Annotated in this window: 11 protein-coding genes and 4 tRNA genes; 9 read left to right on the plus strand and 6 right to left on the minus strand. The window is 70.0% G+C overall.

Features of this window, described 5'->3' with window-relative positions; all coding sequences use genetic code 11:
• Position 1: 1 nt before the first annotated feature.
• Positions 2–2509, plus strand: coding sequence for an aminopeptidase N (pepN, locus tag JOD60_RS11975; RefSeq protein WP_076690817.1), 2508 nt, complete (start codon positions 2–4; stop codon positions 2507–2509).
• 29 nt (positions 2510–2538) lie between these two features.
• Here the strand turns inward: pepN and JOD60_RS11980 are convergent, their stop codons facing one another.
• The 5 genes from JOD60_RS11980 to JOD60_RS12000 all read right to left on the minus strand — a co-directional run bounded on the left by JOD60_RS11980 (position 2539) and on the right by JOD60_RS12000 (position 8133).
• Positions 2539–2784, minus strand: coding sequence for a hypothetical protein (locus JOD60_RS11980; RefSeq protein WP_076690818.1), 246 nt, complete (start codon positions 2782–2784; stop codon positions 2539–2541).
• A gap of 105 nt (positions 2785–2889) precedes the next feature.
• Positions 2890–5034, minus strand: coding sequence for a 3-hydroxyacyl-CoA dehydrogenase NAD-binding domain-containing protein (locus tag JOD60_RS11985; RefSeq protein ID WP_076690819.1), 2145 nt, complete (start codon positions 5032–5034; stop codon positions 2890–2892).
• A 5-nt stretch (positions 5035–5039) separates the two neighbouring features.
• Positions 5040–6248, minus strand: a complete 1209-nt coding sequence (locus JOD60_RS11990) for a thiolase family protein (protein ID WP_076690820.1) — start codon at positions 6246–6248, stop codon at positions 5040–5042.
• A 72-nt stretch (positions 6249–6320) separates the two neighbouring features.
• Entirely contained in the window at positions 6321–7517 is a 1197-nt protein-coding gene (locus JOD60_RS11995; protein ID WP_076690821.1) for an HRDC domain-containing protein, read from the minus strand.
• Complete coding sequence (locus JOD60_RS12000; RefSeq protein WP_076692203.1) at positions 7510–8133, minus strand: DUF3000 domain-containing protein; 624 nt, start codon at positions 8131–8133, stop codon at positions 7510–7512. The genes JOD60_RS11995 and JOD60_RS12000 overlap by 8 nt, the downstream gene beginning before the upstream one ends.
• 25 nt (positions 8134–8158) lie before the next feature.
• On the opposite strand from JOD60_RS12000, the gene JOD60_RS12005 reads away from it, so the two are divergent.
• The 4 genes from JOD60_RS12005 to JOD60_RS12020 all read left to right on the plus strand — a co-directional run bounded on the left by JOD60_RS12005 (position 8159) and on the right by JOD60_RS12020 (position 12528).
• Positions 8159–9388 carry an alpha/beta hydrolase family protein gene (locus JOD60_RS12005; protein WP_076690822.1) on the plus strand — a complete coding sequence of 410 codons (1230 nt, stop codon included), beginning with the start codon at positions 8159–8161 and terminating at the stop codon, positions 9386–9388.
• Positions 9385–10413 (plus strand): cell division protein ZapE, encoded by a 1029-nt coding sequence (zapE, locus tag JOD60_RS12010; RefSeq protein WP_076690823.1) that lies wholly within the window; start codon positions 9385–9387, stop codon positions 10411–10413. Before JOD60_RS12005 ends, zapE begins: the two co-directional genes overlap by 4 nt.
• A gap of 216 nt (positions 10414–10629) precedes the next feature.
• The gene (locus JOD60_RS12015; protein WP_076690824.1) at positions 10630–11853 is read left to right on the plus strand and encodes an ammonium transporter; all 1224 of its coding nucleotides are present in this window, start codon (positions 10630–10632) and stop codon (positions 11851–11853) included.
• An 87-nt stretch (positions 11854–11940) separates the two neighbouring features.
• On the plus strand, positions 11941–12528 hold the full coding sequence (locus JOD60_RS12020; RefSeq protein WP_076690825.1) for a type II toxin-antitoxin system PemK/MazF family toxin: 588 nt from the start codon (positions 11941–11943) through the stop codon (positions 12526–12528).
• An 11-nt stretch (positions 12529–12539) separates the two neighbouring features.
• Here JOD60_RS12020 and JOD60_RS12025 read toward each other — a convergent pair.
• A tRNA-Val gene (locus JOD60_RS12025) sits at positions 12540–12615 on the minus strand.
• 150 nt (positions 12616–12765) lie between these two features.
• Between JOD60_RS12025 and JOD60_RS12030 the strand changes: the two genes are divergently transcribed.
• The 4 genes from JOD60_RS12030 to JOD60_RS12045 all read left to right on the plus strand — a co-directional run bounded on the left by JOD60_RS12030 (position 12766) and on the right by JOD60_RS12045 (position 13804).
• Positions 12766–12838 (plus strand) — tRNA-Gly (locus JOD60_RS12030).
• 65 nt (positions 12839–12903) lie between these two features.
• Positions 12904–12974 (plus strand) — tRNA-Cys (locus JOD60_RS12035).
• Positions 12975–13002: 28 nt separating this feature from the next.
• Positions 13003–13077: transfer RNA gene (locus tag JOD60_RS12040), tRNA-Val, on the plus strand.
• A 211-nt stretch (positions 13078–13288) separates the two neighbouring features.
• Positions 13289–13804: a hypothetical protein gene (locus JOD60_RS12045; protein ID WP_157127943.1), complete on the plus strand. Its 516-nt coding sequence runs from the start codon at positions 13289–13291 to the stop codon at positions 13802–13804.
• Positions 13805–14142: the final 338 nt, after the last annotated feature.

The raw sequence follows: 14142 nt of genomic DNA on the forward strand, positions 1-14142 counted from the left end.
GGTGACCTCCGCCAACCTCACCCGAGACGAGACGGCGGCGCGCGCCGCCGGCATCCGCCTTCACACCATCGATGTCGAGCTCGATCTGCGCGGTGCGCGTGACGCGGATGCCGCGACGTTCGGCACGGCGACGACGCTCGCGTTCGAGGCCGACGTCGATGCGACGTGGATCGATTTCATCGGAGCATCGGTCGACGCCGTCATCGTCAACGGCGAGGAACGCGCCGTCGACTGGGACGGCGCGCGCGTGCACATCGACGACCTCGCCGCGCACAACACCGTCGAGATCCGCGGCACCGGACGGTACAGCACGTCCGGTGAGGGGTTGCACCGCTTCGTCGACCCCCTCGACGGCGAGGTCTACCTGTACACGCAGTACGAACCGGCCGACTGCCGCCGCGTCTACCCGTGTTTCGAGCAGCCCGACCTGAAGGCCCGCTGGCGCTTCGCCGTCGCGGCGCCGGCAGGCTGGCAGGTCCTCTCGAACGGCGCCGAGATCGACCGCGAGGCCGTCGCCGGCGGCGTGCGGGTGCGGTTCGCCGAGACCCTGCCGCTCTCCAGCTACATCACCGCCGTCGCCGCGGGCCCGTACCACCGTGTCGAGGGCGTCTGGGAAGGCCCATCCGGCGCCGTCGCGCTGGGCGTGCTGTGCCGCGCGTCGCTGGCATCCCACCTCGACGCCGACGAGATCCTGGACATCACGCGCCGCGGACTCGCGTTCTTCGGCGAGGCCTTCGGGCTCGACTATCCATGGGGTAAGTACGACCAGATCTTCGTGCCCGAATACAACCTCGGAGCCATGGAGAACCCGGGCCTCGTGACCTTCACCGAGAGCTACGTGTTCCGCGGGGCATCCACCGCGGCGCAGCACGAGGCCCGCGCGAACACGATCCTGCACGAGATGGCGCACATGTGGTTCGGCGACCTCACCACGATGCGGTGGTGGGACGACCTCTGGCTCAAGGAGTCGTTCGCCGACTTCATGGGGGCGCACGCAGCGGTCGTCGCGGGCGGCTTCCCCGACGCCTGGGTGACGTTCGCGAGCCGTCGCAAGGGCTGGGCGTACGTGCAGGACCAGCTCCCCACGACGCACCCGATCGTCGCCGACATCCCCGACCTCGAGGCCGCGAAGCTCAACTTCGACGGCATCACGTATGCGAAGGGCGCCTCCGTGCTGAAGCAGCTCGTCGCGTTCGTCGGCGAGGAGGCCTTCTTCCGCGGTGCGCGCCGCTACTTCGCCGACCACGCATACGGCAACACGACCCTGCCGGACCTGCTCGCCGCCCTCGAATCCGCCTCGGACCGCGATCTGCGGGCCTGGAGCGCCGCCTGGCTGCAGACGTCGGGGATCTCCCGGCTCGCCGTCGAGCCCGTCGCGGACGGCGCGCTCGCGCTGGCGCAGTCCGACCCGCGCCCGCACCGGCTGACGGTCGGCCTGTACGGGCGCGACGGCGATCGGCTGGTCCGCCGCCGGGGGATCGAGCTCGACGTGACCGCCGAGCGGACGACGCTCGATGCCTCCCTCGCCGACGAGGACATCGTGCTGGTCGTGCCGAACGACGACGACCGCACGTACGCGAAGGTCCGCCTGGACGACGCATCGACGGATGCCGCGGCCGCAGGTCTCGCCACGATCGACGATGCCCTGGCGCGCGCCGTGGTCTGGGCCGCCTTGTGGGACGCGACGCGTGACGGCGAGTTGCCGGTGGTCCGCTACCTCGAGATCGTGCGCAGGCACGCGCCCGCGGAGCCGAATGTGGCGCTGCTGGCCGACGCGCTCGCCCACGCGGACGCCGCGATCGGCCACTACGCCGCCGCGGAGGCACGGTCGGACCTCGCGGCCCGGTGGCTCGAGGCCTGCTGGCAGGCCCTGTGGACGGCGGATGCCGAGTCGGATGCGCAGCTCGCGTGGGCGCGCGCAGTGGCTGCTGCGGCCTCCCGCGCCGCGGGGCGCGCCGACGAGCTCCGCGCGATCCTGGCCGGGGATGCCGCCGGTCCGGACGGGCTGCGGCTGGATCACGAGCTGCGGTGGATGTGGCTGACCGCGCTGTCCGCGACCGGCCGTCTCACCGCCGCGGAGGCGGATGCCGAGCGCGATGCCGATCCGTCATCGCAGGGTCGGACCGCGCACCTCACCGTGCTCGCGGCGCGCCCCGATTCCGCCGTGCGCGCCGCCGCCTGGCACGCCGCCTGGGACGATGAGAGCCTGACCAACGAGCGTCTGAGCGCGACGATCGCCGGTGCGCGCGCGGGCGACGCGCGGCGGTTCCTGGCGGAGTTCGATGCCGAGTACTTCGCACGCATCGCGCCGACCTGGGCATCGCGCAGCATCGAGATCGCGCGGCGCCTTGTGGTCGGGCTGTTCCCGGCATCCGACTCTCTCGATCTCGTCGACGCATGGCTCGCGGAGCATGCAGATGCGCCCGGGGCCCTGCGGCGACTCGTCATCGAGCAGCGCGACGGGCTCGCCCGCGACCTGCGCGTGCGCGCCGCCCAGCCACGGACCTGATCCGGCAGCCGACGCCGCGCCGGGCGCGCTTACGCGCTGTGCCGTGCCGCGACCGCGCTGGCCCAGAGGTGAGGCACCGCGTCGGGCGCCCGGTCGGATGTCTGACGCGTGATCGCGTCCGCGAGGAGGTATCCGTCGGTCAGGGCGTCGCCGGTGATCACGACCGACAGCAGCTCGATGCCGCACGCTTCGCGCACCCGCTCGGCGCACGCGCCCACGACCGCGGCGGACAGGTCGACGTTGACGGGCAGACGCGTGCCCTCATGGCTGTGCACGAGGTCGCGCAGCGCCGCACCGTGTGGATCTGCACCCTTCGGTGCAGATCCACACGGCGCGATCAACTGTTCACCCAACCGTCGCGCACTGTTGGTCGTGCGGCGTCAGCCGCCGATGCCGCGGATCGGCGGGTGGTGGAATGTGTCGCCGAACACGCGCTCGGACGCGCCCTCGCGGTCCAGGTAGGGCGAGGCGCCGCCGTCGATGAACGGCCAGCCCGCGCCGAGGATGAGGCACAGGTCGATGTCCTCGACCTCGGGCACGACGCCCTCGTCGAGCATGAGCTTGATCTCCTGCGCGAGTCCGTCCTGCACGCGGCGCAGGATCGTGTCGGCGGATGCCGGGGCGGAGCCCACGTGACCCTTGAGCGCCTTCTGGGCGTCCTTCGTGAAGCCGGTGACGCGCCCGCCCTTGTCCTTCTCGACGACCTCCGGCAGCTCCGCGAGGGCGTGGAAGTTCTCGTTCGCGTAGAACCGGTCGGGGAAGGCGTGCACCATGGTGTCCTGCACGTGCGCCGCGACCTTCCACCCGACGAGGTCGATCAGCTGGAACGGCCCCATCGGCAGTCCGAGCGGCGCGAACGCCTTCTCGACATCGGCGACCGGCGTCCCCTCGTAGACGGCGCGAGCGGCCTCGCCCATGACCTTCGCGAGCAGGCGGTTCACGACGAACCCGGGCGCGTCGGCGGTGAGGACGGCGTTCTTGCCCAGGCCGCGCGCGACGACGAAGGCGGTCGACAGCGCGGCATCCGTCGTCGCATCCGTCTTCACGATCTCGATCAGCGGCATGACCGCGACCGGGTTGAAGAAGTGGAAGCCGACGAGGCGCTCGGGGTGCGTGAGCTTCGATCCGATCTCGGCCACCGACAGCGACGACGTGTTGGTGGCGAGGATCGCATCCTCGGCGACGATCTGCTCGATCTCGCCGAAGACCGCCTGCTTGACGCCGACCTCCTCGAAGACGGCCTCGATGACGAAGTCGCAGTCCGCGTACAGGCTCTTGTCGGTCGTGCCGGTCACGAGCGCGCGCAGCTGGTTCGCGGTGTCGGCGTCGAGGCGGCCCTTCGCCTCGAGCTTCCCGATCTCGTCGTGGATGTAGGCGACGCCCTTGTCGACGCGCGCCTGGTCGAGGTCGGTGATGAGCACCGGCACCCGGAGCTTGCGGACGAACAGCAGCGCGAACTGGCTGGCCATGAGGCCCGCGCCGATGATCCCGACCTTCGTGACCTTCTTCGCGAGGGCCTTGTCGGGAGCGCCGACGGGGCGCTTCGCGCGCTTCTGCACGAGGTCGAACGCGTACATGGATGCCGCGAACTGGTCACCCGTCACGAGGTCGGCCAGGGCCTCGTCCTCGCGGGCGAAGCCCTCTTCCTTCGTTCCGCTGCGCGCCTTGTCGAGCAGGTCGAGCGCGACGTACGGCGAGCGGGGAACCGTGCCGATCTTCGACTCCAGCATGCCGCGCGCCATCTTGATGGCGACCGGCCACTTGACCGTCCGCTCGATCTTGCCGGGCTGGTTCTTGCGCTCCACCTTCGTGGCGCCCGACAGCACGCCGTCGGCCCACCGCAGCGAGCTCTCCAGGAACGTCGCCGCCGGGAAGATCGCGTCGAAGATCCCGAGGTCGTACGCCTGCTGGGGCTTCAGCATCCGGTTCTGCTTGAGCGGGTTGGAGATGACGACCTCGAGAGCGTTCTCGATGCCGATGAGGTTCGGCAGCAGGTACGCGCCGCCCCAGCCCGGGATGATCCCGAGGAAGACCTCGGGCAACGCGATGGCCGCGGCCGAGGCGTCCACCGTGCGGTAGTGCGAGTTCAGCGCGATCTCGAGGCCGCCGCCGAGCGCGAGGCCGTTGACGAACGTGAAACTCGGCACACCGAGCGTCGACAGCTTGCCGAGCACCTTGTGGCCGAGCTGCGCGACGAGCTTGGCGTTGGCCTTCGAGCCGACCTTCGTGATGTCGGAGAGGTCCGCGCCGGCAGCCAGGATGTACTGCTTGCCGGTGATGCCGACCGCCTGGATCTCGCCGGCCGCGGCGCGCGCCGTGAGCGCGTCGAGCGTCTCGCCGAGCGCCGTCATCGTGGCGGGGCCGAGCGTGTTCGGGCGGGTGTGGTCACGACCGTTGTCGAGCGTGATGAGCGCCAGCACCTTGCCGGAGGGGAGGGTGATATCGCGGACGCGCGAATGGGTGATGACCTCACCCTCGGTGAGGGCCTGGATGGGGGAGAAGTCGATCTCGTCGTAGTTGGTCATGGCGTTCAGCGCTTGCCCTTCTTGCCGTCGAAGTGCGGGTTCTCCCAGATGACCGAGCCGCCCTGCCCGAGGCCCACGCACATCGCGGTGAGGCCGTAGCGGACGTCGGGGCGCTCGGCGAACTGTGCCGCGAGCTGGATCATGAGGCGGACGCCGGATGCCGCGAGGGGGTGCCCGAGCGCGATCGCGCCGCCCCACTGGTTGACGCGGGGGTCGTCATCGGCGATGCCGAAGTGGTCGAGCAGCGAGATCACCTGCACGGCGAAGGCCTCGTTCAGCTCGAACAGGCCGATGTCATCGATCGTGAGGCCCGCCTTGCGCAGCGCCTTCTCGGTCGAGGGGATCGGGCCGATGCCCATGATCTCGGGCTGCACTCCGGCGAACGCGAACGAGACCATCCGCATCTTGGGCCGAAGGCCCAGCTCCTTGACGGCGCTGCCACCGGCGAGGATCGACATGGTCGCCCCGTCGGTGAGCGGCGAGGAGGTGCCGGCCGTGACCCGCCCATGCGGGCGGAACGGGGTCTTGAGATTCGCGAGGTCCTCCATCGTGGTCTGCGGGCGGCGGCCCTCGTCCTCGGTGGCGAGGCCCCAGGATCCCTCGGCGTCCTTGATCGCGACGGGGACGAGGTCGGGCTGGAACTTGCCGGCCTCATAGGCGGCCTGGGCCTTGTGCTGGCTCAGCATCCCGAAGCGGTCGCTGCGCTCCTTGGTCAGGTGCGGGAAGCGGTCGAAGATGCGCTCCGCCGTGACGCCCATGTTGAGCGCGCCCGGGTCGACCATCTTCTCCGCGACGAAGCGCGGGTTGGGGTCGGCGTTGCCGCCGATCGGGTAGTGGCCCATGTGCTCGACGCCGCCGGCGAGGGCGATGTCGTACATGCCGGAGCCGATCGAGGCGCCCATCATGGCGACGCTCGTCATCGCGCCGGCGCACATGCGGTCGATCGCGAAGCCGGGCACCGTCTGGGGGAGGCCGGCGAGGATCGCCACCGAGCGGCCGAGGGTGAGCCCCTGCTCACCGGTCTGGCTCGTCGCGGCGATGGCGACGTCGTCCACGCGGTCCGCCGGGACGGCGGCGTTGCGCTCCATGAGACCGATGGTCGCCTTCACGGCGAGGTCATCGGCGCGGGTGTTCCAGTACATGCCCTTTTCGCCGGCACGCCCGAACGGGGTGCGCATGCCATCGACGAAGTAGACGTCCGTGAGCTCGGCCACACTGCCTCCAAGTTATGAGATTGAGTCCAGCCTATGGTGACACTCAGTCTCGCGTAATCGCTTGGACCGATTCTACGACGCCTCGTCGGGGGAGTCGTCGGCCGCGTGCAGAGAATCGACAAACGCGTGCGCGATGACCGGGGCCGTCAGGGCGATCTGCCACGGCCGCGCGCCGTGGGCGGCGAGCACCTCGCCGACGGATGCCGCGTCCACCTCGGCGGGGGGAGCCCAGGCGACGCGCCGCAGCGTGTCGGGCGTCAGGACGTTCTCCGTCGGCATCCGGAGGTCGGCGGCCAGCTGCTCGACGAGCGGGCGCGCCGCCTTCAGCCGCGCGTCGGCGGCGGGATTGCGGTCCGCCCATGCGCGGGGCGGCGGCATCCCGTCGCCCGTCGCGCGCTCCGACGGCAGCGCGGGATCGGCGCGGCCGGCCTCGATCGCCGCCCACCACCGATCGAGCTGGGCGCGACTGGCGCGGCCGGTGAAGTCCTTGACGCGCGCGAGTTCCTGCTTGCTGGCGGGATCGGCGAGGACGGCGGCGATGAGCGATCGGTCGGGGACGAGCCGGCCCGGCGAGGTGTCCTGCTCCTTGGCGTACTCCTCGCGGGCGAGCCACAGCGCGCGCGCCACCGCGAGGGAACGGCGTCCGCGCACCGTGTGCAGTCCGCTGAGACGCCGCCACGGCTCCTCGCGCGCCGGACGCTCCGGCTTGGTGCGGACGGCCTCGAACTCCTGCGCGGCGATCTCGGTCTTGCCCTGCTCGGCGAGCTCGGCGACCAGCACGTCGTAGACGTCCACCAGGTGCAGCACGTCGAGCGCGGCGTACTCGAGCCACGGCTGCGGCAGCGGCCGCGTCGACCAGTCGGCCGCGGAGTGCGCCTTGGCCAGCGTGATGCCGAGGGTGTCCTCCACGACAGCCCCGAGCCCCACCCGCTCGTGCCCGAGCAGCCGCGCCGCCAGCTCGGTGTCGAACACCGAGGGCGGCTCGAGGCCCGCCTCCCGCAGCGACGGCAGGTCTTGACTGGCCGCATGCAGGATCCACTCGAGGTCGCCGATGGCGCCCTGCAGCGCCGACATGTCGCCGATCGCAGGCGGGTCGAACAGATACACGCCGGCGTCGCGGCGGAACACCTGGATCAGGTAGGCGCGCTGCGAATAGCGGAACCCGGAGGCGCGCTCGACGTCGACAGCGACCGGGCCGGTGCCGTCGGAGAGGGCGGCGGCGGCCGCGGCGAGGCCCGCGGCATCCGCCACGACGTCGTACTCAGCCACGCGACCCCCCGCGCGCGGATGGTCCCCGCCCGCCGGCGGCGCGATGCGCTCCGAACACGGCGATGTCCTCGGATCCCGGGGGCAGACCCGCGAGCATGCAGACGAGTTCGGCCCAGGCCGCCACGTGGGCGGTGAGATCGCCGCCAGGCGACCACGAGGCGCGCAGCTCGATCTGCGCGCCGTCGCCCTCGTCGGCGAGGGTGCCGAACCCCTTGGAGAGGGTCTTGGTGGCGGTGCCGGATGCCGCGTGGAAGGTCGCGCCGCGCGTGTGCAGCGCATCGATCAGCCACGACCAGGCGACGTCGGCGAGCAGCGGGTCGACACCGATCTCGGGCTCCAGTGGCGCTTGCGCGAAGCACACCACACGCCAGGCGCCGTCCCAGGCGTCCGGCTCCTCCGGGTCGTGCAGCAGGATGAAGCGTCCCGTGCCGTACTCGGAGTCGATGCCGTCGGCTTCGGGACGGACGTCTCCGGCGAGGGCGATGGCGTCGGGCGCGAGGCTTCCCGGCGCGGCGATCTCCCGCACGGTGAAGTCCGACCGGAACGTCAGGGCGCGCAGCGACTCGGCGACGGAGGCGAAGGCCGAGGACCCGGCAGGGGGACGAGGTTCATCCACCGTCACAGACTAGAATGACCACACGATGAAGGCATCCAGGCGCGCCGCCGTCGACGGCTCACGATTCGGCGCCCCGGCGACCCTGCGATCCTTCGCGGTGGCGCTGCTGACCGCCCTCCTCACGACGCTCTCGCTGCTCGGCGTCGTCGCTCTCCGGATGGCGCGACGCGTCGTCACCCCGGCCGCGCGCGTCCCCGACACGCACATCGTCGACATCGACGTCCCGGCGCAGACGATCACCCTCGCTCGCACGCCCGACACCGAGCTGCCCGGCCGCTACGGCTTGTTCACACACGGCAGCACCGACTACCTCAAGGTCGGCACCGTGCTCTCCAGCGACGCGCACACCGTCAAGCGCAAGCTGCTCACGCAGGTCACCGGTGCGTCGACGCTCTCCTCGGAGGCGGCGTTCAGCGGGTGGTACTACGAGCGTCCGGAGGAGCTGCACCTGCCCTTCACCGTCGAGCACGTCCACGCGGCGCTCGGCACCTGCCCGGCGTGGCTCTTCCCCGCTGCCACACCCGACGACGCCGCCGCCGAGACCTGGGTCATCCAGATCCACGGCCGCGGCACGACGCGGGCGGAGTGCCTGCGCGCGGTTCCGGTGTTCCACGGCCTCGGCATCACCTCGCTCGTGGTGTCGTACCGCAACGACGGCGAGGCGCCGCGCACCCGCGCCGGAACCTACGCGCTCGGCGCGACGGAATGGCGTGACGTCGACGCCGCCATCGGCTGGGCGCGCCGTCACGGTGCCCGCCGCATCCTGCTCATGGGGTGGTCGATGGGCGGAGCGATCGCCCTCCAGGTCGCCCTCGGCTCAGCGCATCGTGAGCTCATCGCCGGAGTCATCCTCGACTCGCCGGTGATCGACTGGCGCATCGTGCTGGCGTACCAGGGCAAGGCGCTCCGGCTGCCGGCGCCGGTCACCGACCTCGCGATCGGCGCGCTGCGGACCGACTGGGCCAGCGCCGCGACGGGTTCGGACGGCCCCATCCCCTTCGACCGGCTCGACGTCGTCGCCCGGGCGGGGGAGCTGCGGCATCCCGTCCTCATCCTCCACAGCGACGACGACGGCTTCGTGCCCTCGAGCGCATCGCACCGGCTCGCCGAGGCACGACCCGACCTCGTGGAACTGCAGGTGTTCACGACCGCTCGCCACACGAAGCTGTGGAACTACGACCAGCGGCGCTGGACCGACGCGATCACGCAGTGGCTGCGCAGTCATGAACTCGTTCCGGCGGAGGCGGCGTCATGACCGGCGCCGTCGCGGGGGTCGTGCACCTCAGGGAACGTCGACCCGAGGTCTCCGGCACGGAGATGGTGGCCGCGCTCGTTCCGCCCCCGCAGTTCGACGACGCCACCTTCGACACCTATCGCGCCGACCCGCACTACCCGTCGCAGCAGGAGGCGAAGGATCTGCTGATCGCGTTCAGCCGCGGGGGAGCGCCGGCCGAGCGCGGGGGTCTGTTCCGGCGTGCGAAGAAGGCGCCGGAGATGAAGCCCGGCGTGTACCTGGACGGCGGGTTCGGCGTCGGAAAGACGCACCTGCTCGCGTCGATCTACCACGCCATGCCCGCCCGCCGGAAGTACTTCGGCTCGTTCATCGAGTACACCGCGCTCGTCGGCGCGCTCGGCTACCAGAAGACGGTCGAGCTTTTCCGCGGCGCCGATCTGCTGTGCATCGACGAGTTCGAGCTCGACGACCCCGGCGACACGATGGTGATGACGCGCCTGCTCGGTGAGCTGGTTCCCACCGGCACGAAGCTCGCGGCGACCTCCAACACCCCGCCGAACGCGCTGGGTGAGGGACGGTTCGCGGCGCAGGACTTCCTCCGCGAGATCCACGCCATGGCGTCGAGCTTCCAGACGATCCGCATCGACGGCACCGACTACCGCCAGCGAGCGCTCGACGGCCACGCGGTGACTCTCGACGACGCCGGGTACCGCACGGCGATCACGGATGCCGCCGCGCACGCCGTCGTCTCCGATGACGCGTTCGGCGACCTCGTGGCGCACCTCGCGACCGTGCACCCGTCGCGCTATCTCCGCCTCATCGACGGCGTCGGAATGATCGGGCTGCGCGACGTGACGACCCTCGAGGATCAGTCCGCCGCGCTGCGGCTCGTGGCGTTCGTCGATCGGGCGTACGACGCGCAGATCCCGGTGCGCGCTACCGGTCAGGCGCTGGACGCCGTGTTCAGTGACGAGATGCTCGCCGGCGGGTATCGCAAGAAGTATCTGCGCGCCATCTCACGCCTGAACGCCCTGACGCACTCCTGACCCGGTGTCCCCGCCGTTCGGCGGGGGATTCTCGCGCCCTTTTCGGCGTCACGAAACGTGATGTTTACCCACGCGGCATCCGCGTAACGATCGCGAAACACGACACGCATGCCGGTGGAAACCGCGCGTCGTCACACTGAGTCTCGCCAGGACAGCCGCGACCCGAAAGCAGCGGTGTCCAGGCCCGAGTTACACAACACATGAGTGAGGAACTTCATGGACAGCGGAAACCTCGCGTGGTCTGTCGCCGCGACAGCCCTCGTGCTCTTTATGACGCCCGGTGTGGCGTTCTTCTACGGCGGGCTGGTCAAGGCGAAGAGCGTCGTGAGCATGATGATGCTCAGCTTCGGCGCGATGGGCTTGGTCGGCGTGCTGTGGATCCTCTACGGGTTCAACATGTCGGCGATCACCGACGGTCCGACCTGGCTCGCCGGCAACCCGTTCTCCGACTTCGGTCTCGCGAACGCGTCGAGTGACACGCTGGTCGGGGCGACGTTCGGCGCCACGTTCGCGATCATCACGGTCGCGCTCATCTCCGGCGCGATCGCCGACCGCGCCAAGTTTGGCTCGTGGATGATCTTCGCCGGAATCTGGGCGACCGTCGTCTACTTCCCGGTTGCGGCCTGGGTCTGGGGCGGTGGCTGGATCATGAATCTCGGCGAGAGCTTCGGCTGGGATGTCACGGTCATCGACTACGCCGGTGGCACCGCGGTGCACATCAACGCCGGTGCCGCAGCGCTCGCGCTGGCGCTCGTCCTCGGCAAGCGCGTCGGCTTCCAGAAGGGCATCCACAAGCCGCACAACGTGCCGCTGGTGATGCTGGGTGCGGCCATCCTCTGGTTCGGCTGGTTCGGCTTCAACGCCGGCGCCGAGGGCACGTTCGGCCTGCTCGGCACCGAGGACTCCTCGGTCGGCCTCATCATCGTCAACACGCTCGGCGCGACCGCCGCGGCGATCCTCGGCTGGGTGATCGTGGAGAAGCTCAAGGACGGCAAGTCCACGTCGGTCGGCGCCGCGTCCGGCGCCGTCGCGGGTCTCGTCGCGATCACGCCCTCCTGCGCGAACCTGGCCCCGGGCTGGGCGCTGCTGCTCGGGCTCATCGCCGGTGCTGTCTGCGCCCTGGCGATCGAGCTGAAGTGGAAGCTCGGCTACGACGACTCGCTCGACGTCGTCGGCGTCCACCTCGTCGGCGGCCTCATCGGCACGCTGTACCTCGGCTTCTTCGCCACCGGGACCGGCCTGTTCGTCGGCGGCGGCTTCGAGCAGCTCGTCGTGCAGTTCGTCGCCGCGGTGGCCGTCCTCATCTTCTCCTTCGTCGTCGCCTACGTGCTGGGCCTCGCGATCGAGAAGACGATCGGATTCCGCGTGAAGAACGAGGACGAGATCGCCGGCATCGACACCGTCGTCCACGGTGAAGAGGGCTACGCGCTCGTCGACTGACACCTGTCACACAGCAAGCCACCACGGCACAGGGGCGCCGGATCACACGATCCGGCGCCCCTCGGCCGTTCTCGCTATGGTGGCGGCATGGCGACGCGCAACACCGACGGCGGCTCCCTCACCCGGTTTCTCCGGGGGATCGTGACACTGTTCACCGCACCGGGGCGCCAGGCCCCGCAGCGCACGCCGGAGCGGCCCGCACGCGCGCAGACGGCGCAGGCGACGGCATCCGTCCGCGACATCGCTCCGGGAAGTGCCGGTGACACCGCGACGATCGAGATCGATCCGCCCGACCGTCGCGGGCTGCGCATCACCTATGCCCCCGACCTCGACGGTGAGCCCGACGCCGGGGAAGTGGTCTGGACGTGGGTGCCGTACGCCGAGCGCGACGGTCGCGGCAAGGACCGGCCGGTGCTCGTCATCGGGCGCCAGAGCGAAGATCGGGTGTACGCGGTGAAGCTCACGAGCATCGCCCACGACGGCGATCGCGACTTCCTGCCGATCGGCTCGGGTGGGTGGGACTCGAAGGGGCGTCCCTCCTGGGTCGACATCGATCAGCTGTACAGCGTGCACACCGCCGGCATGCGCCGCGAGGCGTCGGCGCTCGACCTGGAGCGGTTCGCGGTCGTCGCCCGCGCGCTGCAGCTGCGCTACGGCTGGACCGTCGGAGGGTGAGGGAGGAGGTGTGGTGGGCGATACCAGACTCGAACTGATGACCTCTTCCGTGTGAAGGAAGCGCGCTACCAACTGCGCCAATCGCCCGTGATCCGCAGGGGATCGAGTCATGATGCTACCGGATGCGGAGCGCTGTCACGAATCGTCCGGGTGTGACACGCGCGGGCTCCGCCCGGTTTTGCACTTGGCGATTCGTGGACTAAAGTCGATCAAGCGCCCGGGGCAACCAGGGAGCACGCGGATGTAGCGCAGTTGGTAGCGCATCACCTTGCCAAGGTGAGGGTCGCGAGTTCGAGTCTCGTCATCCGCTCGAGTGCAGGGATCGTGTCACAGCGATCACGGCACGTGGGGTCAAACCACACGGTTAATCCACATGGTGGCGTGGCCGAGCGGCTAGGCACCGGCCTGCAAAGCCGTTTACACGGGTTCGAATCCCGTCGCCACCTCGCTAGACAACTGAATACGCCTGTACAGGCGCGATTGGCGCAGCGGTAGCGCGCTTCCCTGACACGGAAGAGGTCACTGGTTCGATCCCAGTATCGCGCACCACCTGAAGCCCCCGGTTCGCCGGGGGTTTTTTCTTTTCCGGCCCACGCCTGAACGCCGTTCGTGCCATCTACGTGCCACATCCGGCGGGTTCGAGGGCGGCGCGGCGGCGCGTGCCACGCTCTCGCAGTCGATACGTTCGGCCCATGCAATGCCCTAACTGTGATTCGGTCGACACCGTGCCCGACAACCGCCTGACAGCCTCTGGCCGGACATGCCGCGCGTGTGGCAAGTGGTTCCCGACGCCCACGCCGCCCTCGTCAGATCGACGCTTCGCGCAGTAGCAAGCGTGGATGTGGGCTGGTGGGCGCTGGTCGTCTCGGGCGCGAGTCTGGTGATCAGTGGCGCGACGTTCTGGCGGAACCGGACGCCCGCGCCGCGGTGGGTGACTGGTGTGGTGATCAAGCCAGATAGCGACGGCGAGGTGCGAGTCACCGCAGCGGCGTCAAACCGGGGTCGCGGTGATGCCCGCGACGTGCAGTTCGAGCAGGAGGGCGGCGGCTTGCTCTCCGCGTTCTCACGTGAGACGAGAGCACGCGCGGAGTTCGGCGAACATCTCTCCATCACGCTGATCTATCCGGCTAACACGACGGGCACGGGCTCGTTCCGTCTGACGTGGAGTCAGGAGCCGAACCTGCACCGGCGGCGGAGCCGTAGGGTGCGTTTTCGGCTCAACGGAGGTGGCGGCGAGTTGCCGAGAGCGAAACACGACATCGGCGCGCTGTTCTGACGCGCGTAGCGGATCAGGCGTCGCCGCGACGCCCCGCTATGGGACTCACCCCTGCCGCTTCGCGACCCTCGGCGGCTTCGCGTTCGTTTCGGAGGATCGAGGCTTGCCAGGATTCCCCGCGATAGCGCGGCCCAGACATCGACGTGCCGCCGGGCCAGTCGGGCGCCACGCACCGGCCCGGTTTCGTCGCCTGTAAGGTGTGTTTATGCCCGCGGGTCCGTCGACAGAACTCGTTGTGGTTCGCTTTTCTCCCTGGGGCATCGAGAGCATGACAAAGTCGATGCGTCTGCAAGCGCTGGGCGATAGAGGAAAGAGTCGACCCGAGCGACACGGTGTGT

This window comes from Microbacterium aurum, from assembly GCF_016907815.1.
GTDB classification, from domain to species: domain Bacteria; phylum Actinomycetota; class Actinomycetes; order Actinomycetales; family Microbacteriaceae; genus Microbacterium; species Microbacterium aurum.

Excerpts from the sequence above, each read along its gene's own strand:
- JOD60_RS11985 (WP_076690819.1), bottom strand. The coding sequence starts at position 5,034 with ATGACCAACTACGACGAGATCGACTTCTCCCCCATCCAGGCCCTCACC.
- JOD60_RS12005 (WP_076690822.1), top strand. The coding sequence starts at position 8,159 with ATGAAGGCATCCAGGCGCGCCGCCGTCGACGGCTCACGATTCGGCGCC.
- zapE (WP_076690823.1), top strand. The coding sequence starts at position 9,385 with ATGACCGGCGCCGTCGCGGGGGTCGTGCACCTCAGGGAACGTCGACCC.
- JOD60_RS12015 (WP_076690824.1), top strand. The coding sequence starts at position 10,630 with ATGGACAGCGGAAACCTCGCGTGGTCTGTCGCCGCGACAGCCCTCGTG.
- JOD60_RS12020 (WP_076690825.1), top strand. The coding sequence starts at position 11,941 with ATGGCGACGCGCAACACCGACGGCGGCTCCCTCACCCGGTTTCTCCGG.
- JOD60_RS12045 (WP_157127943.1), top strand. The coding sequence starts at position 13,289 with ATGCCGCGCGTGTGGCAAGTGGTTCCCGACGCCCACGCCGCCCTCGTC.